General features: G+C 33.9%; 20 protein-coding genes and 1 pseudogene. 6 read left to right on the top strand and 15 right to left on the bottom strand.

Annotated elements, in window-relative coordinates; translation table 11 throughout:
• The first annotated feature begins 151 nt into the window (after positions 1-151).
• Entirely contained in the window at positions 152-445 is a 294-nt protein-coding gene (locus P0Y62_03905) for a hypothetical protein (protein ID WEK70702.1), read from the top strand.
• Positions 446-479: 34 nt separating this feature from the next.
• On the opposite strand, the gene P0Y62_03900 is transcribed toward P0Y62_03905, so the two are convergent.
• A complete protein-coding gene (locus P0Y62_03900) occupies positions 480-1,250 on the bottom strand; it encodes a helix-turn-helix transcriptional regulator (GenBank protein WEK70701.1) in 771 nt (256 codons plus the stop codon).
• 267 nt (positions 1,251-1,517) lie between these two features.
• Between P0Y62_03900 and P0Y62_03895 the strand changes: the two genes are divergently transcribed.
• On the top strand, positions 1,518-1,964 hold the full coding sequence (locus P0Y62_03895) for a phosphohydrolase (protein WEK71772.1): 447 nt from the start codon (positions 1,518-1,520) through the stop codon (positions 1,962-1,964).
• An 83-nt stretch (positions 1,965-2,047) separates the two neighbouring features.
• On the opposite strand, the gene P0Y62_03890 is transcribed toward P0Y62_03895, so the two are convergent.
• Complete coding sequence (locus P0Y62_03890; GenBank protein WEK70700.1) at positions 2,048-2,764, bottom strand: DUF2490 domain-containing protein; 717 nt, start codon at positions 2,762-2,764, stop codon at positions 2,048-2,050.
• A gap of 75 nt (positions 2,765-2,839) precedes the next feature.
• A complete protein-coding gene (locus tag P0Y62_03885) occupies positions 2,840-4,681 on the bottom strand; it encodes a TonB-dependent receptor (protein WEK70699.1) in 1,842 nt (613 codons plus the stop codon).
• 189 nt (positions 4,682-4,870) lie between these two features.
• On the opposite strand from P0Y62_03885, the gene uvrA reads away from it, so the two are divergent.
• Positions 4,871-7,663: an excinuclease ABC subunit UvrA gene (uvrA, locus tag P0Y62_03880; protein ID WEK70698.1), complete on the top strand. Its 2,793-nt coding sequence runs from the start codon at positions 4,871-4,873 to the stop codon at positions 7,661-7,663.
• Between the two features lie 144 nt (positions 7,664-7,807).
• Here uvrA and P0Y62_03875 read toward each other — a convergent pair whose 3' ends face one another.
• The 3 genes and pseudogenes from P0Y62_03875 to P0Y62_03865 all read right to left on the bottom strand — a co-directional run bounded on the left by P0Y62_03875 (position 7,808) and on the right by P0Y62_03865 (position 10,733).
• Positions 7,808-8,443 carry an NAD(P)H-binding protein gene (locus P0Y62_03875; GenBank protein WEK70697.1) on the bottom strand — a complete coding sequence of 212 codons (636 nt, stop codon included), beginning with the start codon at positions 8,441-8,443 and terminating at the stop codon, positions 7,808-7,810.
• A gap of 505 nt (positions 8,444-8,948) precedes the next feature.
• Positions 8,949-9,864, bottom strand: a pseudogene (locus P0Y62_03870) (helix-turn-helix transcriptional regulator).
• 71 nt (positions 9,865-9,935) lie between these two features.
• Complete coding sequence (locus tag P0Y62_03865) at positions 9,936-10,733, bottom strand: SDR family oxidoreductase (GenBank protein WEK70696.1); 798 nt, start codon at positions 10,731-10,733, stop codon at positions 9,936-9,938.
• Between the two features lie 145 nt (positions 10,734-10,878).
• Between P0Y62_03865 and P0Y62_03860 the strand changes: the two genes are divergently transcribed.
• Positions 10,879-11,277 (top strand): VOC family protein, encoded by a 399-nt coding sequence (locus P0Y62_03860; protein ID WEK70695.1) that lies wholly within the window; start codon positions 10,879-10,881, stop codon positions 11,275-11,277.
• 68 nt (positions 11,278-11,345) lie between these two features.
• Here P0Y62_03860 and P0Y62_03855 read toward each other — a convergent pair whose 3' ends face one another.
• Positions 11,346-12,257: a ClpXP adapter SpxH family protein gene (locus P0Y62_03855; GenBank protein ID WEK70694.1), complete on the bottom strand. Its 912-nt coding sequence runs from the start codon at positions 12,255-12,257 to the stop codon at positions 11,346-11,348.
• Positions 12,258-12,519: 262 nt separating this feature from the next.
• Here P0Y62_03855 and P0Y62_03850 point away from each other — a divergent pair, with 262 nt between their 5' ends.
• The gene (locus P0Y62_03850; protein WEK70693.1) at positions 12,520-12,879 is read left to right on the top strand and encodes a helix-turn-helix domain-containing protein; all 360 of its coding nucleotides are present in this window, start codon (positions 12,520-12,522) and stop codon (positions 12,877-12,879) included.
• Between the two features lie 179 nt (positions 12,880-13,058).
• Here the strand turns inward: P0Y62_03850 and P0Y62_03845 are convergent, their stop codons facing one another.
• Both P0Y62_03845 and P0Y62_03840 read right to left on the bottom strand, forming a co-directional pair.
• Entirely contained in the window at positions 13,059-13,424 is a 366-nt protein-coding gene (locus tag P0Y62_03845; GenBank protein ID WEK70692.1) for a glyoxalase, read from the bottom strand.
• 78 nt (positions 13,425-13,502) lie between these two features.
• The gene (locus tag P0Y62_03840) at positions 13,503-14,549 is read right to left on the bottom strand and encodes a M28 family metallopeptidase (GenBank protein ID WEK70691.1); all 1,047 of its coding nucleotides are present in this window, start codon (positions 14,547-14,549) and stop codon (positions 13,503-13,505) included.
• An 87-nt stretch (positions 14,550-14,636) separates the two neighbouring features.
• Here P0Y62_03840 and P0Y62_03835 point away from each other — a divergent pair, with 87 nt between their 5' ends.
• Positions 14,637-15,776 (top strand): aminotransferase class I/II-fold pyridoxal phosphate-dependent enzyme, encoded by a 1,140-nt coding sequence (locus P0Y62_03835; GenBank protein ID WEK70690.1) that lies wholly within the window; start codon positions 14,637-14,639, stop codon positions 15,774-15,776.
• Positions 15,777-15,845: 69 nt separating this feature from the next.
• Here P0Y62_03835 and P0Y62_03830 read toward each other — a convergent pair whose 3' ends face one another.
• The 6 genes from P0Y62_03830 to P0Y62_03805 all read right to left on the bottom strand — a co-directional run bounded on the left by P0Y62_03830 (position 15,846) and on the right by P0Y62_03805 (position 22,133).
• Complete coding sequence (locus tag P0Y62_03830; protein WEK70689.1) at positions 15,846-18,578, bottom strand: sodium-translocating pyrophosphatase; 2,733 nt, start codon at positions 18,576-18,578, stop codon at positions 15,846-15,848.
• Positions 18,579-18,751: 173 nt separating this feature from the next.
• Positions 18,752-19,363 carry an inorganic pyrophosphatase gene (locus P0Y62_03825; GenBank protein ID WEK70688.1) on the bottom strand — a complete coding sequence of 204 codons (612 nt, stop codon included), beginning with the start codon at positions 19,361-19,363 and terminating at the stop codon, positions 18,752-18,754.
• A 25-nt stretch (positions 19,364-19,388) separates the two neighbouring features.
• The gene (locus tag P0Y62_03820) at positions 19,389-19,901 is read right to left on the bottom strand and encodes a hypothetical protein (protein ID WEK70687.1); all 513 of its coding nucleotides are present in this window, start codon (positions 19,899-19,901) and stop codon (positions 19,389-19,391) included.
• Between the two features lie 76 nt (positions 19,902-19,977).
• The gene (locus tag P0Y62_03815) at positions 19,978-20,850 is read right to left on the bottom strand and encodes a hypothetical protein (GenBank protein ID WEK70686.1); all 873 of its coding nucleotides are present in this window, start codon (positions 20,848-20,850) and stop codon (positions 19,978-19,980) included.
• On the bottom strand, positions 20,847-21,524 hold the full coding sequence (gene radC / locus P0Y62_03810; protein ID WEK70685.1) for a DNA repair protein RadC: 678 nt from the start codon (positions 21,522-21,524) through the stop codon (positions 20,847-20,849). The genes P0Y62_03815 and radC overlap by 4 nt, the downstream gene beginning before the upstream one ends.
• 27 nt (positions 21,525-21,551) lie before the next feature.
• A complete protein-coding gene (locus P0Y62_03805) occupies positions 21,552-22,133 on the bottom strand; it encodes a murein L,D-transpeptidase catalytic domain family protein (protein ID WEK70684.1) in 582 nt (193 codons plus the stop codon).
• Between the last annotated feature and the right edge of the window lie 7 nt (positions 22,134-22,140).

Genomic DNA, 22,140 nt, shown 5'->3' with positions numbered 1-22,140 from the left:
ATTTGATTTCTAAACGTCCCATTTTTTGGGACGTTTTCTATTTTCAAAAAAGAATTTAAATGTAATAATTGGATCTTCTGAGGTGTCTTATATAAATCAGGTAAATTATAATTTTTTATAATTCTAAAAGTTCATTCAAAAAATATAACGCATGAAATTATTATTGATTCCCATTATATTTGTTTCTGTTGCATTATCAGCTCAGAGTATAGAGAAAAAAGTTCCTTTGCTTAAACCTAAGAAAGACACTTTAAATATGAAAGTTGCTGATCTTAATACTACAAAAAAAATTAAGCAAAATGATATGTATAAAATACTTATTGTAAAGCCAGAAAACCCGGAAATCTACGCTTGTCTGAAAGATAAAAGAAAAGATACGACAGAGTATAAAATTTTAAACTCTACTCCTCCCGAAAAAATAAAACTTCTTTCAAAAAAGAAATAAATTGTTTGCAATTGTAAAATAAAGAACCGAATGCTTACAGAAATCCTTGGATTAATCCTATTTTAATAAGCTCTTTGCTGTTCTTGCTTTTAGTCTTCTTTAAAATATTTTTGTGATGGGTACGAACTGTATGATAGGAAACCACAATGGTATCCGCGATTTCTTTGTCGCTGTATCCTTTGATTAATAATACAAAAACCTCCAGTTCTCTTTTGGTAAGACGGTCGGTAATATTTAAGGCAAACAATTCGGGGCGCAGTGTTTTCTGATAGAAATCGTGCCTTGTTCCGATTCCGGAAACAGTTGCAACATAATTATTTTCATGTGAAAGATGGTGAATATTGGTATGAATATTTATGGTCTGCAAAAGCTTTCCGTTTTTATCTTTTAGGGTATGGATAGCTTGGTGATTAAACATTTCGTACGTATTTTCTTTTGTTTTCATACGAAAGCAATATCCGGATTTCAAGTTCATTTGATATTCAAATCCAATTTCTTTATACATTTCCAGGGTCCAGGCTTCAGCTTCCATTACAAAAGCTAAATCATCCGGATGTATAAGATCTATAATATCTTTTAAATGTTGAGGATATCTGTTCAAGCTGTGCATGGATAAGATATTTTCGCTGAAATTACTCAGGGTACTGTTTTCAACATGCAAGGTATAGTAGTAAAACGGACCTAAAGTAAATAATTCGGCAATAATTCGTTCTATTTCAGGAATAGTTTCTTCAACATGCTGATTAGATAAAACTTCCGGATACCTATCCCAAATGTCATTCAGGATATGTTTTACAGGTTTCATAGGCTAAGTTTTATATAAAAATAATTAAAATTTTGTATATAAAATGAAATATTGATATATATTGTTTGATAAATGTTTTTCAAAATTATGAATCTGTTAATTTTGAGTAGTGGTATTTCGTAGAAATTAGAATAATTTGAAATTTTTAGTCAAAAAAATAAGTTTGAAAAAGCTTTATAAAAATTGTGGAAAAACAGATAAAAAAATTAAACACAAATGCTTTTAGATGTTAAAGCATTTTTTATTTTTGTAATCTATTTCATTGAAATGACAAAAGAAGAACTGCTTCATAAAGCAATTAAGATAGCTACTAAAGCACACAAAGGACAAACCGACAAATATCACGCTCCCTATATAGCTCATGTAATGCGTGTAATGGAATATGGTAAAACAACCGACGAAAAAATAGTGGGTGTTTTGCATGATGTCGTTGAAGATCATCCTTCGGAATTCAGCCTCGATTATTTAAGGAATGAAGGCTTTCCTGAATATATAATTTTCGCAATAAGCTGCCTGACAAAATATGATCCGGAAGAAGATTATGATGAATTTATCAAAAGAACTGAAAGGTCTCCTTTGGCGGTCGCCGTAAAAATGAATGATCTACGGGATAATATGGATCTGAGAAGAGTGAACAGAGAACTTACTCCAAAAGATATTAAGAGATTTAATAAATATCTGAAAGCTTACCGCTATCTTATTGATAAGTATTAATTTTCCGATAAAGATTAAATAATAAAGGCATTAAGAAGTGATTTTCTTAATGCCTTTATATTATGTTGTAAAACTTTAAACAATTAATCTGCTCCAGGATAATCAAACGTTTTTACAGGATGATTGGTGCCGTCTATATTGATGTTTAAAGCAAGATAAAGGAAATGTAAGTTTTTATTTCCTGCTGCTTCAAACTCCCTCTGCCAAAGGTATCCGGAAGCAACTCCTATACTATTGTCAATCTGATAACCAAATCCTCCATAGACTCTGTTTCTTGCAAATGTAGGTTTATTAGGACTTACAAAAAATACCTCATCATAGGCATTGGCAAACACAGTTCCTTTTTTCACTTCTTTAGCATTTAAAGGAACACTCACATTTAAACGATAACGATAACGCATTCTCTGTGAGCTTTTATCAGTTTGAGGCTCATAAAACCAGCTTTTCTCAGCGCGAAAACGATTTTCAAATTTTACGATTCCCTTTTTTACATCAATGACGTCCTGCAACCATATTCTGAACTCCTCTTTGTTGATTGCATGATTTTTGTAGGTTGCATATCTTCCTAAACCAATGAAGGGTTTATGATTTTTTGTAAGATTGTATCCTACTCCTCCTTTTATCTCATAATAATCGGGGTAAGTAAACTCATCAATACTTCTCATCTGACCTTCTGCATAAAGGAAAAATTTCGGATGAAACTTGTAGGTTAATGTCAGTGCGCCAAATCCGGAAAGATGTTCCTGGGCTTTAATAAAAGTAAGACTTAAAAATAAACTAAGACTTAGAAAAAGTTTCATCTCTAAAAAATTTTTGCAAATGTAATTGAATTAACAATTTCGTAATATTAACTTTAATTCATTATCAATTAACATTTACTTAATATTGAGATTGTAAGTAAACCCTAGATGAAACCATCTTTTTGGCATTTTCACACCAAAAGTTTCAGTATATTCTGTATTGGTTATATTATTAATTAAAACATACACTGAAAAGTCTTTTTTAGCGAAACTTATTTTTTCGTCCAGTAAGTTGTAGCTCCCATTATTTAACCTTTCATTGTATCGGTAGACAAGCTCGTTGGTGAAACTTTTCAGAAACTTGGTTTCCAGTTTTCCGATAAACTGATGCTTCAGGTTGTCTAAAGTATATCTTGAAACAAGATCTTTCTGCTGTTTAAAATCATTGTCCAGATAAGTGTATCCTGCTGAATATTTAAGCCAATTAAATACCTGATGATTTATTTCGATCTCTATTCCTTTGATTTCCATATCTCCCACATTTTGAGCATACCAGATAGGATCATTTAAAGATGTTTTTGTCCAGTCGATCGGATTGGTTGAACTCCTTAAGAAACCGCTTACTTTGGCTAAAATATCTTTAGTCTGATACTGATATCCAATTTCTGCATACAGGGCGCTTTCCGGCTTCAAATTAGGATTTCCATTTTCCGTTTTACTCATGTAATACAAATCTGTAAATGTAGGAACTCTGTGGACTTTTGAAATGTTTCCATAGACTTTGCTGTTGCTGGTAAAGTTATATCCTACATCTAATCCAGGATAAAAAAAGTTGCCTGCATTGGAATAATTAGCCCATGAAATCCCGGGAGAGATATTCAGTTTTTTATCAAAAAATGAGAAATAATGCTCAAAGAAAACCTGGGATACAAATCGTTCTCTGTTTCCCAGATTATTACTTGCCAGAAATTCCTTTCTTAATTCTACTCCGATACCGGTTGTTCCTAATGCCCAATCATAGCTTGAATTCACTTCCCCGCCTACATTATTACCGATGTGCATATTTCTGTAGATCTCAGGTTTCTCACGGTTGTAGAGATACATATCCTGTCCTCTTCTCCAGTATACGTTGGAATTGAGCTTAAACTTTCCGAAGGTCTGTCTGTGAGCCAAACTAATAACAGAAGCCTGAAGTTCTTCATATTGCTCAGTTGCCAAAGGAGATGAATAAAATCCGTTGGCTCCAAACTTCTTCTCTGAAAAACCGGCCTGTAATCTTACATCTCCATCTTTTATTTTTAATTGACTCTGATAAAAAATATTTCGGATAGCATAATCCGTATTATGCATATATCCCTGTGAAGAATTTGAACTCATATTTAATGAATTTGAAAACTTCTCGCCTCCTAAATGAGCACTAAGCCCTAATCCATACGTTTCAAAATCTCCTGCTTCAGCATTAATTTTTACTTTTTTACCGGGATTAATTTTTGTGATAATATTAATAGCTCCTGCATAGGCATTTTGACCGAATCTTCTTGCGGCAGGTCCCTTGATGACTTCAATTCTTTCTACATCTGCCAAATCAACTGGAAGATTCAATGAATTGTGACCAGTCTGGGAATCATTCATCCGGATTCCGTTGATAAGAAGAAGAACCTGTTCAAAAGAACTACCTCTGAAAGAAACATCACTCTGCACCCCATTAGCTCCTCTCCTTCTGATGTCCATACCGGCAACCTGCTGAAGAACCTCATCGATACTTTTTGCAGGAGAATTTGCAATTTCCTCTTTTGTAATAACAGTAATATTCTGATTGGCAGATTTATAAGGTGTAGAAATGAATTTCCCCTGAATTTCAATCGTTTCAATGTCAGACGTTTTTTCCTGAGCTTTCACAAAAAATACAGATCCAATAAGGAAGAGACTGCCTATTTTCTTAATCATAACGGTATTTACTTTTAGTTTTTTGGTCATTTTTAAAAGTTTCCAAAAGTAGCGGAGTTTACTTACACCACAAAATGATTGTTGTCATGCGGTTTAAAAACATTTAAAATTAAACTATTTAAGCTATAGAAATTTTAAGATCAAAACTCGGAAAGAGATCTGTTTTGTGGTGACGATATTCCCGTAAAAATTCGTAATTTTGTTAGTCTTAATTTTACTATGGCTTCAACTACAGATATAGATATTAAAAAACAGATTTTTGTTAAGAATGCACATCTTAATAATCTGAAACACATAGATGTACTCATCCCTAAAAATAAATTGATTGTCATCACTGGAGTTTCCGGAAGCGGAAAATCTTCATTGGCTTTTGACACCATTTATGCAGAAGGACAGAGACGTTATGTTGAGAGTTTAAGCTCTTATGCGCGTCAGTTTTTGGGCAAACTGGAAAAACCGAAAGTTGATGATATTAAAGGATTAGCTCCTTCCATTGCTATTCAGCAGAAGGTCATTTCTTCGAATCCCCGTTCAACGGTGGGAACTTCAACGGAAATTTACGATTATATGAAGCTTCTTTTCGCAAGAATCGGGAAAACATTTTCTCCGGTTTCAGGTGAAGAAGTTAAAAAAGATTCGGTTTCTGATGTGGTAGATTTTATTAAAGCTTCTAAAAAAGATACTTCCTTTTTACTGACGGCTCCTTATGAATATGATATCGCAAATTTTGGAGAAAACCTAAATGTCTTAAAACTTGCCGGGTTCACAAGACTGGAAATCAACGGAAATGTTGCAGGAATAGAGGATTTGGAAAGCTTTGGTTTTACACCTGAAAAAGGTATGGAAATTAATCTCGTGATCGACCGTTTTTCTTATGAAGAAGACGAAAGTTTCCTTCAGAGATTAGCAGATTCCATCCAAATGGCATTCTATGAAGGTCGTGGATATTGCTCATTAAAGAATATTGAAACCGGAAAAATTAAAGAGTTTTCAAATAAGTTTGAGCTTGACGGAATCGAATTTTTAGAACCCAATGTTCACTTTTTTAGCTTTAATAATCCGTATGGAGCCTGTCCTACTTGTGAAGGCTATGGAAAAGTAATCGGAATAGATGAAGATTTAGTTATTCCCAATAAAACATTATCCATTTTTGAAGATGCTGTTGCTTCCTGGAAAGGGGAAAGTATGAGCGAATGGAAAAAAGACTTCATTAAAAAGGCAAAAGATTTCCCTATTCATAAGCCGTACCATCAACTGACCAAAGAGCAACGAACTTATCTTTGGAAAGGTGACGGAAGTAAAACCTTCCCATCAGTCAATAACTTCTTCCAGATGCTGGAGGAAAATTTATATAAAATCCAGTATCGTGTAATGCTTTCCAGATATCGTGGTAAAACACTTTGCCCGACTTGTGAAGGATTGAGATTACGTGAAGAAACAAGCTGGGTGAAAATTGACGGACACAATATCCAGTCGATGATTGAACTTCCTTTAGATGAGCTTTTTCCGTTAATAAAAAGCTTAAAGCTATCTGATCACGATCAGGAAGTGGCCAAAAGGTTATTATATGAAATCACTACCCGACTTGAATTCTTATTAAAAGTAGGTTTAGGATATTTGACTTTAAACAGAACCTCCAATACCCTTTCAGGAGGAGAAAGCCAGAGAATTAACCTTGCAACCAGCTTAGGAAGCTCTTTGGTGGGTTCAATTTATATCTTGGATGAACCGTCAATTGGATTACACTCCAGAGATACGGAGAATCTGATCGAAGTATTACAGAATCTCCGTGATCTTGGAAATACAGTCATTGTGGTAGAACATGATGAAGATGTGATGAGAGCGGCAGATTATATCATTGATATTGGTCCGGAAGCAGGATATTTAGGAGGTGAACTTGTTTTTGCTGGTGATTATAAAGAACTCAAAGATGCAGATACTTTAACCTCAAAATATCTGACAGGCAGACTGGAAATTGAGGTTCCTGCAAAGCGCAGAAAGGCCAAAGAATGGATCAATATAAAAGGTGCCCGTCAAAATAATCTTAAAAACATAGATGTAGAGGTTCCGTTGGAAAATCTTGTAGTGATCTCAGGGGTTTCGGGAAGCGGAAAATCTACGTTAATGAAAGAGATTCTTACCAACGATATCCAGATTCAATTAGGAATGGGTGGTAAAAAAGGAGATTATGATTCAGTGGAGTTTCCCAAAAAACTTATCAAGCACATTGAACTGATCGACCAAAACCCAATCGGGAAATCTTCAAGATCCAATCCTGTTACCTATCTTAAAGCGTACGATGATATCAGAGATTTATTTGCTAAGCAAAAGGTGGCAAAAATGATGGGGTATAAACCTAAACATTTCTCTTTCAACGTAGATGGCGGAAGATGTGATGAATGTAAAGGAGAAGGTGTTATTAATGTTTCGATGCAGTTCATGGCAGATATCGAACTGGAATGTGAAGTTTGTAAGGGGACCCGTTTTAAGAATGAAATTCTTGAAGTAAGGTATGACGAGAAGAATATTTCAGATATTCTTCATATGACTGTTGATGAAGCTTTGGAATTTTTCAAAGATAATCATGAAGATAAAATCGTGACCAAATTAAGACCTTTACAGGATGTTGGTTTAGGGTACTTACAGCTGGGGCAGAGTTCTTCTACCCTTTCCGGTGGTGAAGCACAGCGTGTGAAGTTGGCTTCTTTCCTTGTAAAAGGAGTTACTACAGACAAAACGTTATTTATTTTCGATGAACCTTCTACAGGACTTCATTTCCATGATATTCAGAAATTACTAAAATCTTTACAGGCATTAATTGATTTAGGGCATTCAATAATCGTCATTGAACATCAGCCGGATATCATTAAATGCGCAGATTATATTATCGATATCGGCCCTGAAGCAGGAAAGTATGGTGGTGAAGTTGTTTTTGCGGGAACACCTGAAGATTTGGCAAAAAATAAGAAATCACATACAGCGAAATACATTAAGGAAAAGCTGGAAAACTAAAATAGAACAGAGAGTAATTTTTACTCTCTGTTTTTATTTACACCATTAAGAAATTTAAGATATTAAGATCAATTAAGAGGAGAACATTCTAATTTCAAGCGAAATATAAAGTTGACTTAATCATTAAAAATCTTAATGATTAAGTTAAACATTATATAAAAATGGACTTTGCTTAATAAAAGTCTCATCATCAATCTGAGAAACTAAAAATTTTCCTAAATCTGTTGCCGAGATATTTTCTCCTTTACAGTCTTCCAGAGATGTTTCTGTCCTTAAACTTTCATCTGTTAAATTGATTAAAGGAAGTCTTACCAACGTCCAGTTTAGATTGCTTGCTACGAGAAGTTCATATTCTTTCTGTTTGTCTGCAGTTGTTTTTGGATAATGTTGATACATCCAATCGGTGGCCATTTTCACCTTTTCATTTTTATTGTCAAAAGGTGTATCGACGTTCAGTCCTGTGGTGACGATGTATCTTTTAATTCCGTGAAAATTCATTGCTTTAATAATGTTTTTCGTGGCATCACTGAAGATTGATTCTTCCCCTGCAGGTTGTCCCAAAGTACTGATGACGAGTTCACAATCTTTAATTAACTTCTGAATAGCGTCGTAATCTCTCGCGTCCCCTTTTACAACTTCTGTCAAATGGCTTTGAAGTGTAAAATTCTCTGGATTTCTTAATAATAGTTTAAGGTGATAATTATTTTTTAAAAGTTGTTGAACAAGATATTTTCCCGATTTTCCTGTTCCGCCGATTAGAGCGATTGTATCTTTTTTCATAGTATTCTCTTTAAAGGATTGGATTTACAAAAACTAAGAAAACCAATAAGGTAATCTTTTTGTTTTTGCAGTAAAATAAAAGATTTAAGGGTTCAATGAATTTGAACCTTTAGATTTTCAGACCGTAAAACTGTTCTGAAATTTGGGATATTATTTATAAAGAGATTTTGATCGAATAAAGATATAAAAATTTAAACTTAAAATTTACCTTTGTTATGTAAAAAGTTCGGGGTGAAAAGTATGAGTGCTTATCCACAATAAATTGTTAGTAACTTGTTAATTTTAACATTAAATTAATGTTTTGTATTAAAATTATCACTACATTTACTATGTAATACTACTAAAGTGGAAACATATTTTGCTTTTTTCAGTTTTGAAATTGCAATTAAATTTATAAAAATTTAAGCACAGCATTGTCGGCTGTGCTTTTTTATTGTTGTCTAATTAAAAAAATGAGATGTATTTATCTACTGAATCCGTTCCTAAAGAACGGATTCTTTTATAACTAGTTGAATGACTGTTTATAACTCAAAGGTCGTTATATTCATTTTCTTTTTAAACAGCTTATTGAAAGACTGGGAATGTTCAAATCCTAATTGATAAGCTACTTCAGAAACTGAAAAATTGGTTGTAGTAAGATATTCCTTGGCTTTCTCGATCAGCTTTTCATGAATATGTTGCTGAGTATTTTGCCCCGTCAGATTTCTAAGCATATCACTTAAATAATGGGTGGATAGATTTAACTCTGAAGCAAGAAATTCTACTGTAGGAAGGCCTTTTGTTAATGTTTCCTGATTATTGAAATAACTTTCCAGAACATCTTCCATTTTAGAGAGCAGATCATGATTTACTACTTTTCGGGTAATGAACTGTCTTTTATAAAAACGGTTGCTGTAATTCAATAGAACTTCCAGATAAGAAATAATAACGTCCTGACTTATTTCGTCAATAGCTGTATTCAGTTCTTCATTGATATTATCGAGTATTCCGACAATTAAAGCCTTTTCTTTTTCAGACAAATGCAGAGCTTCATTGGTATCGTAGGAAAAGAAACCATATTTCTTAATATTCTTTGCTATAGGGTAATTCCTTAAAAAATCCGGATGAATAAATAAGGTGTAGCCATAATATTCGGCATTCTCATCTGTTGTCAGGATCTGATTGGGAGCCGTAAACATCATTCCGCCTTCATTAAAATCATAATAGCCCTGTCCATATCCCATTTTACCGTTTTCAGAAAACTTGTAGGAAATCTTATAAAATCCTAATGTAAAACTTCGGTAAAGAAAATCTTTATTCGTGCTCATATTTCTGTTATCCACTAAACTGATAAGCGGGTGAAGAGGTTTCGGAACTTTCAAAATCTGATGAAGTTCTGAAATTGATGAGATTTTTAAAGGAGAACTATCTTTCTTTTCCATAATTAAAGGTATTAAAAAGAATTAAGTTGAGTATATCGGCTTTTCAAATGATATACTCAAACTGTAAAAAATTAAATAAACTTCTTGCCGAGCTGTTCTCTGAATGCTTCAGCTCCTATTTCCAGACGTTGCGCATATAAAGCTTTGGCGTCTTCCCCTGCAACGTATCTCAGCTGTTTTTTTCCGTCTGTTGCTGCTTCATATACTACATCTGCAATAAGTTCAGGTTCAGAGGCAGCCTCCATCATATCTTCTGTATTTGAGAACATCGTATCTATCATGGTTTGATATTCCGGTTGTGTCCCCATATCTAGCGAACGGCTGATGAAATCGGTTTTAATTCCTCCCGGAGAAACCGTTTTTATATCAATCCCTAATGTATTTAATTCGTAAGCCAAACTTTCACTCCATCCTTCCAAAGCCCATTTTGTAGCATGATACGTTGAACTTAACGGAAAAGCAATTAATCCACCGATGGATGTGGTTGTAATGAACATTCCGCTTTTTCTTTCTCTGAAATAAGGAATGAATTCTTTGGTAACACGGATAACCCCTAATAAATTAGTATTTAATTGTTTCAGGATCTGATCATCATGTAAAGCTTCTAAAGGTCCGATTAATCCATATCCTGCATTATTGAAGACCAAATCAATATCACTGTATTCTAACGCTTTTTTTACGGTTGTCTGAATTTGTTCTAAATTGGTAACATCCAGTGGAAGAAGTGTAATGTTTTCCAATTGATTCAATTCTGTTTCAGCTTCCGGATTTCTCATCGTTGCAATCACGTTCCACCCTCTACTTTGAAATAATTTTGCTGTTGTTTTTCCTAGTCCTGTTGAGGCTCCTGTTATGAAAATTGTTTTCATTTTTTTATTGTTTAAAAATTACATGACAAAATTCCGTACTTATGAATAGATTAAAGTTGCCAAAACGGATATTGATGTAGCCAAAATGAAATTGGTCTGAAAGTTTCATTCTGTTATGATATTCTGACACCTAAATATAAATCATATGAAAACAAAGCAAATATGGGCAAACCTGCCTATTTCAGATCTTGAAAGAACAACAAAGTTTTATGAAGAACTGGGCTTTACATCAAATAATTCTGTAAAGTCTGATCAGTTGATAAGTTTTTCGTTTGGAGAAAATAATTTTATTATTAATTTTTTCCTGAAGGATATTCTTGAAAGCAATACTAAAATGAAGTTTTCGGATCTGAAAACCGGAAATGAAATCATTTTCAGTCTTTCTGCAGGAAGTAAAGAAGAAGTTGAGGAATGGGTAAAAAAAGTTGAAAAAGCTGGTGGTATAATTTCTACGACGCCTTATGCAATAGAAGAAGGATATACATTTGGATTTTCCGATCCGGACGGGCACGCATTCAATGTGCTCTATTGGCCGGGAATGTAATAATCATAAAAAATACCGAAGATCCATAAGAATCTCCGGTAAAATTTGCTAAATATGATTGTGATTAATTACGATTTTAAAGTCCAGATTGAACCGTTTTTAGTCGTAAGTTTTTCAAGAGTTCCTTTAGCGGCGAGGTCATTTAAAAGTCTCTCGCTCTCCACTCTTGGTGTTCCTGATAATTCTGAAAATTCTTTTGCTGTAAGAGAAGGATATTTCGCGAATAAACTTTCCCAGTTTTTAGAATATTCAGATTTTTTTGTATCTGAATTTATTTTTAAGATAGCAGTTTCGTAGAATGCGTATGGTTTTGAACCATACACTGTTTCTCTGTTCCCACCTCCATTGGTAAAGAACATCGTAGGAAAACCACGAACGCCCATTTCTCTTGCCAGTTTCAGATCTTCCTGGAAAAGGTCTTTTGCTTTTCCTTCAAAATCTGCTTTTAGCTTATGGGTATCCAATCCAACTTTTTCAGCCGCAGCAGCAATATGTTCCCATTTTGCGATATTTTTTTTCTTTAAAAATACCATTTCACGAAGCTCTCTCATAAAATCCAACGCTTTAGATTTATCCTGAAGCTGAGCTGCTTTAAATGCAATAGAAGGAGGATAAGAAGAGTCTAGCGGATCTTTTAACCAAACATCTCCATCAATTGGCATATCATAATATCCGCTTACCTCATCCCAGTGGTGAGCAACATCTGAAGGTTTACTGATTCCTCCACTGTTGTAGCTCCAGTCCGGAAGAAGACCTCCCATTCTGTATTCTATTTCTACACTGTTTCCGTATTCTAATTTTAACTTTCTCAATTGAGGTTCGATTCCCCAGCAAGAAGAGCAAATGGGATCGGTAAAATAAATAACTTTCACTGGTTTTTCATTGGTTTTGACATACCCATTGTCCGTCTTTTCTCCTGGTGTCTCACAAATCCCTGTTGCAGGATCACATAATAATGGGTTAGTAGTTTTGTTTTCCATTTTTTTACTTTTATCGTTCTGTCCCTTGCAACTGCCCAAAGTTATAGTTAGGTACAAGAATGTTAGTATTTTGTAGTTTATCATTCTTTTAGTTATGATAAGATTTTATACATATTTACTATTGTATGCAAAGCTAAGATTTAATCATTACATTTTCACAATAAATTTCCTTTTGGAAACTAGTTTCCTCTAGGAAACTACCTGATTATTTTTTTATACATTTACAACTTCAAATTTTAAAGAAGGTTTAAATAACTAAGGAATGAAAAAAGTAGCCAATTTAAATACAACATTAGTCTGCAAAAACAGAATGAACGCTATTAAGGATGCTATGGAGATTCTATCCGGCAAATGGAAGTTTCATATTCTGGGCACTTTACTGCAGGGAGGAAGTATGCGTTTTATGGATTTGTTGAGAGAAATTGACGGTATTGCCGCCAAAATGCTTTCAAAAGAACTTCAGGATATGGAGATCAATCATCTCATCAAGCGTACTGTACTGGATACAAAACCTGTAACGGTAGAATATGAAGTTACCGAATACGGCAGAACTATTGAGCCTATTATTGATGAAATTGCTAAATGGGGCATTGAATACAGGAAATCTCTTTATCAGAATTAAAAAACCGACAATAAATCTGCCGGTTAAAAAAACAAAAATTGATATGGATATGATTAGATATGTGTTTTGATATTTTTGTTGATGCAAATTTATATTTATTTAGAATTAATAAAAATAAAAACATTCTGACATTTGTCAGGATTACAAAATTTTATATCCGATCATATCTTTTTTATATGTTATTGATCAAAAAATTCTCCGAAATGCCATAAAATACCGGAAGGATCATGAACAAAACATTCTTTTCCCCATGTCATCATTCTGACCGGAGTTAATCTTACTCCATTATATTTATCAAGGTTCAATTCCTGCAGATTCTTCCAAAACACATCAACGTCTTCTACTTCAACAAAAATCATGGTATTATCGATCCAGTCTTTTACATAGGCGTCTTGTAGATAAAATCCAATTTCATTCCATTTGAACAGGGATAATTTAGGCTCTAAAATAATTTCTTTAAATCCTAGATCTCTGTAAAAATTACGGCTGATCTCAAAATTTTCTGATCCTATAAACGGGCGGATAGATTTAATTTGCTGTTTCATAATTGATAGTATTACTTTAAAATAAAAAGGACAAACTGTATTATTTACAAATTTGTCCTCGTTTTTTCTGACTGCAGATTATTTTTTATCTACTACAATTCTTTCCTTTCTGTTAGCCAATTCCCAGGCTGTTGCAAACACCAACTGTGTTCTTTTAGCTAATAAATTGTAATCTATTTTTTCAACATCATCCGTTGGTTTGTGATAATCTTCATGAATTCCATCAAAGAAAAATGCTACAGGAATATTGTTTTTGGCAAAATTATAATGGTCGGATCTGTAATATAACCTTTGAGGATCATTAGGATCATCATATTTATAATTGAGTTCCAGATTATTTGTTGTTTTATTAGCTGCTTCATTAATTACTTTTAACTGAGAGCTTAACATATCCGAACCGATTACATACACGTATTGTTTTCCTCTGTTTTCAGGATCATCGCGCCCGATCATATCAATATTTAAATCTACCACAGTATTTGCAAGAGGAAATACCGGATTATCGGTATAATACTCTGACCCGAACAAACCGTGTTCTTCTCCGGTCACATGAAGAAATAAGACTGATCTTTTAGGGCCTTTTCCAGCTTTTTTAGCACTCTGAAAAGCCTTTGCAATTTCCATTACGGCTACAGTTCCGCTTCCGTCGTCATCCGCGCCATTATAAACAACTCCGTTTCTTGTTCCCACATGATCATAGTGTCCGGAAATCACAACAATTTCTTCAGGCCTTTCACTTCCTTCAATAAAAGCCAGTATATTTTCAGAATCAGGGAGATTTCCGCCTCCTCTCTGCTTCATAAAATCAGCCGGAACTTTCTGATAGTAAGATCCTAAAGCTTTTGGATAAGAAATTCCTAAACTTTTATAATAATTAATCATGTATTCACCTGCTCTTTTTTGTCCGGGACTTCCGGTATCTCGACCTTCCATTTCATCGGAAGCGATTACATATAAGTTTTTCTTTAAATCTTCTGCTTTAATTTCTTTATAAGCAGACTGAAACGCTTTATTGTATATAGTAGGAGAAACAATAGATGAACCGGAAGTTTCCATAGAAGTTTTAGAAGCTCCGCAGCTTGTAAGTACAACAGCGGCTAATACAGGAATGATTACCTTTTTCATGTAAAATAATTTTCTTAAAAATAGCAAAATATATTTATTCTTTACTGAAATCTAAAATTTATTATATTTGATTTAAATGCAAAATGAATGGTAGAAATTTACGGATTTAATCATTATTCTTTTTTTACGGAGATGTCTGAGCTTTCCAGAAAGCATGGAAGCTTCGATCTGTCTCTAGGTCTGCCTGATTTCGAAATAGACAGCAGATTACGATATTACCTGAAAGAATCAGCAGATCATATTAGCCACAGCTATGAATCTCTTGCCGGAAATGATGTGCTGATCGATAATATTATTAAGTTTAATGCTAAAAGAAAGAATACTATCTTCATAAAAAAAGAGGAAGTGAATATTGTTCCCTGTTCAACTTTTGCTTTATATACTTCTTTAAAATCTATTCTTAATCAGGGAGATGAAGTTATCGTGATACAGCCCTCTTATTACACCTATGCTCCTTCAATTGTTCTTAATGGGGGGAGTCCTGTCTATTATGATCTAGAATGTGATTTTACCATTAACTGGGAGAAACTTAAAAGCTGTATTTCTGAAAAAACTAAAGCGATTATCGTAAATTCTCCTCAAAATCCCACCGGAAAGATTTGGAATCAAAATGATTGGAATCAATTGTATGAGTTAATCAAAGACCAGGAAATTTACCTGATTTCAGAAGAAATCTATGATATTTATTGCTATGACAATATTGAACATTACAGTTCTTTTCTTCATCCAGACTTGAGAAAAAGGACTTTTTGTATATTTTCTTTCGGAAAAATGTTTCATGCAACAGGATGGAAAGTCAGTTATTTGCTTGCGGCAGAAGATTTATTGAAAAATTTCAGAAGCTATCAGCAATACATTTCTTTTAGTACGAATGCTCCTGCCCAATATGCTATTGCCAGATATCTCCAGGTATTTGATCCTGAAGAAAACCGGAAAGCAATGGAAAATAAAAGGAATATTTTTAATGAACTTATCCAATATACTCCTTTGCAGGTTGAGCAAAAGGCACAGGGAAGTTTTTTTCAGATCGTTAACTTCAGAAATGTTTCCAAAACAATGACAGACGTAGAATTCTCCAAATGGCTGACTGTGGAGAAAAAAGTATCCTGTCTTCCGGTTTCAGCATTTTACAATTCTAAAACAAATTCAGATTATATAAGGTTTAGCTTTGCCAAAAAAGATGATTTAATTATTGATGCTTTGGAACATTTGCAAAAAAATCTTTAAAGAATATTCTTAAGATTCTATATAAAAAGCACTGCGATTGCAGTGCTTTTTAATTTATTATCGTTTTAATTAGAAAGAGAGAACTCTCACATCAATTCTTCGGTTTTTAGCCATACATTCATCAGTATCATTGGCTGCACAAACAGGATGCTGTGAACCATATCCTTCCGCTTCTACCCTATCTGCAGCAATTCCCAATTCCAGTAATTTCAGTTTTGCAGTTTGAGCTCTTAGATTGGATAGTTTTTGGTTGCTTTCCTCATTTCCTGAATTATCTGTATATCCTCCAAGTTTTATTTTCAAATCCGGATAAGCCGTCATAATTTCAACCAAATTCAACAACTGAGCTTCTGAACCTGCTCTTAAATCACTTGAACCTGTTTCAAAATAAAGGTTTTCGATGGTGTACCAATTATTTGGGTCTAAAACTTTCTGATCTTTTTGTTTCACAGAATTATACAACTGATAGAGTTGACTTCCTTCCCCTATCGAAATTTTCTTTCCTCCTTTTAATTCGACTTCTTTAATACTCCCTGTATCATAAACAAAATCACCATTTTCGTTGATGTATCCTTTTACTTCTTTTGGAGCTAATGAAACTGCAGCATTATGAGTATCTATTGAAGAACTAAGGCCAGCAATACCTGTTAAAGCTTCAATTTTTGCTTTTCGGTTAGCCTCAATCTTATCTTTATGTAAAGTTGCCAAAGTTGGAGCAATGACCAGCGAAACGATTGACATCAATTTAATAAGGATATTCATTGAAGGCCCAGAAGTATCTTTGAAAGGATCTCCTACAGTATCTCCCGTTACCGAAGCTTTATGAGGCTCTGATCCTTTGTAGTACGTCTGTCCATTAATATCTACACCTTTTTCAAAAGATTTTTTTGCATTATCCCAAGCTCCTCCTGCATTATTCTGGAACATTCCCATTAAAACGCCGCTTACAGTTGCTCCTGCCAAAAATCCGCCCAATACTTCAGGTCCGAAAATAAATCCTATTAATAACGGTGAAATAATGGCAATTGCTCCTGGAAGCATCATTTTTCTGATGGAAGCGTCGGTAGAAATAGCAACACACTTTTCATATTCAGGTTGTGCCTTTCCTTCCAGAATCCCCGGAATTTCACGAAACTGTCTTCGGACTTCTTCCACCATTGCCATTGCAGCCTGTCCAACTGCGGTAATAGCTAAAGAAGAAAATATAAAAGGAATCATCCCCCCGATAAATAATCCAGCCAGAACATCGGCTCTGTAAATATCTATGCCATCAATGCCTGCAATTCCCACAAAAGCCGCAAACAGAGCTAAAGAAGTCAATGCTGCTGAAGCGATTGCAAATCCTTTTCCTGTTGCTGCAGTTGTGTTTCCGACAGCATCTAAAATATCTGTTTTTTCACGGACTTCTTTTGGTAATTCACTCATTTCAGCAATTCCTCCTGCGTTGTCTGCAATAGGACCAAAAGCATCGATCGCCAATTGCATTGCTGTAGTAGCCATCATACCTGCCGCCGCAATAGCGACACCGTATAATCCTGCACATAGATAAGAGCCATAAATTCCACCTGCTAAAACAAGAATCGGAAGAAATGTAGATTCCATACCCACTGAAAGTCCACCGATAATATTGGTGGCGTGACCTGTTGAAGATTGTCTTACAATGCTTGAAACTGGTCTTTTTCCCATGGCGGTATAATATTCTGTAATGATACTCATCAATGTTCCTACCACTAATCCTACCATAATTGCTCCAAAAACACCCATTTTAGTGAATTCCTGGCCTCTAAGAAGCATTTTCTCCGGTAAGATATAAGTGACCAGAAAATAGGATGCTATAGCGGTAATAACTATACTTCCCCAGTTTCCTAAATTCAGCGCGTTTTGTACGCTTGAAGTTGATGAGCCTTCATTGTCATTAATTCTCACAAATAAAGTCCCTATAATAGAAAAAATAATTCCGGTTCCTGCAATCAGCATAGGAAGAAGAATCGGTGCAAAACCACCAAAAGAATCCTCGGAAACAGTTTCTCTTCCTAAAACCATAGTTGCTAAGACTGTAGCGACATAAGAACCAAATAAATCTGCGCCCATCCCTGCAACGTCTCCCACATTATCTCCTACATTATCTGCAATCGTTGCCGGATTCCTTGGGTCATCTTCCGGAATTCCGGCTTCTACTTTTCCTACTAAATCAGCTCCCACATCTGCAGCTTTTGTATAAATTCCACCTCCTACTCTTGCAAATAGTGCAATGGATTCTGCACCTAAGGAAAACCCTGTCAAGATCTCGATGGTTCTTTCCATTTCATGGGAATCTACAGGTGCATCTGCTGCAAAAATCTGTTTAATGATTAAAAATAGAGAACCCAATCCTAAAACAGCCAATCCGGCAACGCCCATTCCCATTACGGAACCTCCCGTAAACGAAACTTTAAGTGCTTTTGAAAGTGAGGTTCTTGCTGCTTCTGCGGTTCTTACGTTGGCTTTGGTCGCGATTTTCATGCCTATAAAACCGGCCGAAGCTGAAAATATTGCTCCTACAACAAAAGCAATCCCAATGCTCCAGTGTGAATTGGCATTGCTCATTCCCATCACCGCTAAAAGAATAGCTACAATTACTACGAAATAAGTTAAAATTTTGTACTCGGCTTTTAGAAAAGCCATCGCACCGTCAGCGATATGTCCACTGATAACTTTCATTTTGTCATTTCCGGCATCCTGTTTACTTACCCAATTGCTTTGAATAAAGGTATACAGCAAAGCAATGACACCAAAAATTGGTACTAACACAAATAAGTCCATAGTTTAATATTTTTTTGGTAATAGAAAATTAAATATAATAAATAATTCCTATGGATTTTAAGAAAATAATGAAGCCGGATAAAAATAATACTATAGTATCTTACAAAACTTCAATAAAAAAGGATAAATGAATTTTCATTTATCCTTTAATTTATAATCAAATAAAGAGAATATTATCCTCCATATTTATTAGCATAGTCATCCTGAGATGCTTTGATTACTTTTTTCGCATGATCTGCACCGTAAACTTCCTGGATTCTACATTTTGCAGGCTCATCCGGTAAGTTTTTATACGTTAAGAAATAGTGCATTAATCTTTTCACTTCAGCTTCAGGCAATTCAGAAATATCTCTGTAGTGACCGAAAGCGTGGTCTCCAATCATTACAGCAACGATTTTATCATCCGCTTCTCCTCCATCAATCATTTTGAATCCACCGATTGGAATAGCCTCCATCAATAAACCTCCTGAGTGAATATTATGAGAGCTTAAAACACAGATATCAAGAGGGTCATGGTCTCCCATGGTAACATCATTTGCTCCTCTTTCGATTGCTAAGTTCATTACCGCCTGATCACAGTAAGTCCTGGGAACAAAACCATACAATGCAGGAATAATATTTGAGAATTTCTGAGGCCTGTCAACCTTTAAAAATCCTGTTTCTTTATCTACTTCATATTTAATAGTATCTGAAGGAACGATCTCCACGAAAACATTTACAACATTTGGCGCATCTTCTCCCGCAGAAATCCCATGCCATGGATGTGCTTTAAAATTTGGAATCATTTTATTTAAAATTTTATTTTTTTAGTTAAGCTATTATTAGAATTTCTCTTCTCAGATCTTCAATGGTTATTGAGATATAGTCTTCACTCTCCATATAATTCATAATGAAAATGGTCTTGAATTCTTCAAGATTGCTATTTCCATTTAATCCACCATATGTTTTATGAAGCAAATCTATTACTGCATTTTTAGAATCAACAATATTTTGCCATGAATTTTTCGTAATATATAATTGTTGAGAAGAATTATATTCAAACTCTTCGTTGATTGTCTTTTCTGTAAGGAAAATAAACTCGTGACTCGCCAAGTCTTTGTCAAATCTTTGAATCAGGTTTGAAGGTTTTATTCTCTCCAAAAACAAGGTCATTCTTTCATAAGCCTGAGTCTTATTTTCAGAATTTGATTTTACGGAAAGTAATTTGATTTCCTGTTCTTTAAGTCTGATATAAGTAAATACAAACTGTCTTAGTAAAACCAAGAAAGGGATTGCAATAATTAATGCAAATGCATACGGCAGATATCCTGAAAAATTTGTCATAATTTGAGGTAGCAAAATTACTAATATTTTCTGAATTTATGATTAAAAACACATGATTGTGTAGGATAACTAAAGATTATATTTTATAAATTTTCTTTAATATTTTATTCTGAATAAAATTGTAGTCGTGAAGCTCTGCACCAAAGCTTTTAAAGAAGCGTTCGATTCCAGGAATATTGCTTCCCATAAAATTGAAGCTTTTCTTATGAATATAATGACTAAGAATTTTATCTATTAAAAAAGAAGCCCCGTCTTCCTTTTTATAAGCTTCATCATTAATCAAAGCCAATAATGAAAATTCCGTTTTTTCCGAAACTAAAATGGCAATATTTATTAATTGTTGATCCAGATAAGCCGCAAAGAGCTTCAGCGAATTATTACGATCAAGAAAATTGAGATAATCTTTAAACTTTTTAATATCATTTTCCTTTGTAAGCCCTTTAAAATTATTTTCGATGAATGAAATATGCTTTGTGTTTAATTCTATTTCTTTATAAATAAGATGCTGTGCACATTTAACTGTTGACTTCCTTCCTTTAAAATATTTCTTTCTTCTTAAAATTTCGTAATCTGAAATGGGAATTATATAATTTTTTCTTTTTTCAGCACTCGAAGAAAATGAGTTATGCTGATTAAAAGAATAATAAAATATTTTATAATTTTTTTTTAGAGCTTTTAAAAACTGATCATTGATCTCCGAATTGTCACTTGATGAGAAAACTCCTAGTTGCTGACAAAAAAGTGGCGTGATTACGAATTTTATTCCAAATTTTTTAATTAATGGAATAGGCAGCACAGCTTCATAATCCCTATAGACTAAGATTTCCCAATTTCCGGAGAGCTCATCAAGAACTTCTTTTTTTGCGTACCAATTTTTCTGTTGAGAATTCTCTAAACATTGAGTATATTTATCAAAGTCAATATTTTCATACTTTAATTTCTTAATCATAATAATCCTTCGTCTGAAAAACTTAAGTATGAACTCTGTGTAATAATTAAATGATCTAGTAATTGAATACTTAGCATATTTCCGGCTTCTTTTATTTTTTGCGTAATATCAAGATCGTCTATACTGGGTTTTAAATTACCTGAAGGATGGTTATGGGCAATGATAATTCCAGTGGAATAATGATCAAGAGCTGTTCTGAACAAAACCCTTATATCTACAATAGACTGGTTTATTCCGCCTTGTGTCAGCTGTGTAAGATGAATAACTTTATTGCTCTGATTGAGAAATATAGCCCAAAATTCTTCAGTCCTTAGGTCTGATAAATGATTTTTCAAAATAAGATAAGCATCGTTACTGCTAGAAATTATACGTTTTTCCGGAAGCTGCTGATCGGCTCTTCGCCTTCCGATTTCCAAAGCGGTTATAATAGAAATGGCTTTAACTTCTCCGATTCCTTTAAACTTCATTAAATCTTTTAATGAGAGTAAACTCAGCTGATGCCAGTTATTATTGACTGATGCTAAAATTTTTCTGGCAAGCTCTATGGCTGTTTCATTTTTATTTCCACTTCCCATAATAATGGCTAATAATTCTGAATCAGAGAGGGAGCTCTTACCTTTTGATAAGAACTTTTCACGCGGTCTGTCGTCTTCAGCAAGAAATTTAATAGACATTTTGAGAATTATAAATAAATTATAAATTTAATAAAAAGCGTATAAAATAATAGGTTGCTCTGACATATCTATATATTTGGTAGTTTTATCCAGTGCATTCTTTGAAAGCATCGGACACCCAAAGCTTAAACAGGCAGGATTCGTAGATTCATGATCCGGAATGCAGTAGTAGGAATGAAGAACAATAGACCTTGATCTTGCATTACTATTGGTTTTATCCAATCCGTCCAGTCGGTAAGCTTTACCAAATTTTCCAATATAACTTTCCTTTATTTCGTATTTTCCTAAAGACGATTGATGTGAACCATCAAGATTACTGAACTGTAAAGTATTTGAATTTTTAACAACAGAACCGTCACCATGAGCTACAATGGCTTTTTGTAATATCTTGTCACTCTTCAGATCATAAACGAAATACCTGTACTTTCCTGAATGAATTTTAAAATTGATAAAAACAGCTAAATCCCGGTTGTAATCTTTACCTTTAATATAGTTCTTAATTTCCAGAACCCTTGATTTTGGCAAGTAATCAACAGTATGATTAGCCTGAGATTCAAACTTTGAACAGGAAATAATAAGAAAAAATAAAAAAATAAAGGGTTTCATCATTTGCTGG

The organism is Candidatus Chryseobacterium colombiense (genome assembly GCA_029203185.1).
GTDB classification, from domain to species: domain Bacteria; phylum Bacteroidota; class Bacteroidia; order Flavobacteriales; family Weeksellaceae; genus Chryseobacterium; species Chryseobacterium colombiense.
The sequence above is the reverse complement of the archived record's forward strand: the minus strand, read 5'-3'. Positions and strand labels throughout refer to the sequence as shown.

What these genes read in the sequence shown, in the direction of transcription:
- P0Y62_03905 (WEK70702.1), top strand. Translation starts at nt 152, where the DNA reads ATGAAATTATTATTGATTCCCATTATATTTGTTTCTGTTGCATTATCA.
- P0Y62_03900 (WEK70701.1), bottom strand. Translation starts at nt 1,250, where the DNA reads ATGAAACCTGTAAAACATATCCTGAATGACATTTGGGATAGGTATCCG.
- P0Y62_03895 (WEK71772.1), top strand. Translation starts at nt 1,518, where the DNA reads ATGACAAAAGAAGAACTGCTTCATAAAGCAATTAAGATAGCTACTAAA.
- P0Y62_03890 (WEK70700.1), bottom strand. Translation starts at nt 2,764, where the DNA reads ATGAAACTTTTTCTAAGTCTTAGTTTATTTTTAAGTCTTACTTTTATT.
- P0Y62_03885 (WEK70699.1), bottom strand. Translation starts at nt 4,681, where the DNA reads ATGACCAAAAAACTAAAAGTAAATACCGTTATGATTAAGAAAATAGGC.
- uvrA (WEK70698.1), top strand. Translation starts at nt 4,871, where the DNA reads ATGGCTTCAACTACAGATATAGATATTAAAAAACAGATTTTTGTTAAG.
- P0Y62_03875 (WEK70697.1), bottom strand. Translation starts at nt 8,443, where the DNA reads ATGAAAAAAGATACAATCGCTCTAATCGGCGGAACAGGAAAATCGGGA.
- P0Y62_03865 (WEK70696.1), bottom strand. Translation starts at nt 10,733, where the DNA reads ATGAAAACAATTTTCATAACAGGAGCCTCAACAGGACTAGGAAAAACA.
- P0Y62_03860 (WEK70695.1), top strand. Translation starts at nt 10,879, where the DNA reads ATGAAAACAAAGCAAATATGGGCAAACCTGCCTATTTCAGATCTTGAA.
- P0Y62_03855 (WEK70694.1), bottom strand. Translation starts at nt 12,257, where the DNA reads ATGGAAAACAAAACTACTAACCCATTATTATGTGATCCTGCAACAGGG.
- P0Y62_03850 (WEK70693.1), top strand. Translation starts at nt 12,520, where the DNA reads ATGAAAAAAGTAGCCAATTTAAATACAACATTAGTCTGCAAAAACAGA.
- P0Y62_03845 (WEK70692.1), bottom strand. Translation starts at nt 13,424, where the DNA reads ATGAAACAGCAAATTAAATCTATCCGCCCGTTTATAGGATCAGAAAAT.
- P0Y62_03840 (WEK70691.1), bottom strand. Translation starts at nt 14,549, where the DNA reads ATGAAAAAGGTAATCATTCCTGTATTAGCCGCTGTTGTACTTACAAGC.
- P0Y62_03835 (WEK70690.1), top strand. Translation starts at nt 14,637, where the DNA reads ATGGTAGAAATTTACGGATTTAATCATTATTCTTTTTTTACGGAGATG.
- P0Y62_03830 (WEK70689.1), bottom strand. Translation starts at nt 18,578, where the DNA reads ATGGACTTATTTGTGTTAGTACCAATTTTTGGTGTCATTGCTTTGCTG.
- P0Y62_03825 (WEK70688.1), bottom strand. Translation starts at nt 19,363, where the DNA reads ATGATTCCAAATTTTAAAGCACATCCATGGCATGGGATTTCTGCGGGA.
- P0Y62_03820 (WEK70687.1), bottom strand. Translation starts at nt 19,901, where the DNA reads ATGACAAATTTTTCAGGATATCTGCCGTATGCATTTGCATTAATTATT.
- P0Y62_03815 (WEK70686.1), bottom strand. Translation starts at nt 20,850, where the DNA reads ATGATTAAGAAATTAAAGTATGAAAATATTGACTTTGATAAATATACT.
- radC (WEK70685.1), bottom strand. Translation starts at nt 21,524, where the DNA reads ATGTCTATTAAATTTCTTGCTGAAGACGACAGACCGCGTGAAAAGTTC.
- P0Y62_03805 (WEK70684.1), bottom strand. Translation starts at nt 22,133, where the DNA reads ATGATGAAACCCTTTATTTTTTTATTTTTTCTTATTATTTCCTGTTCA.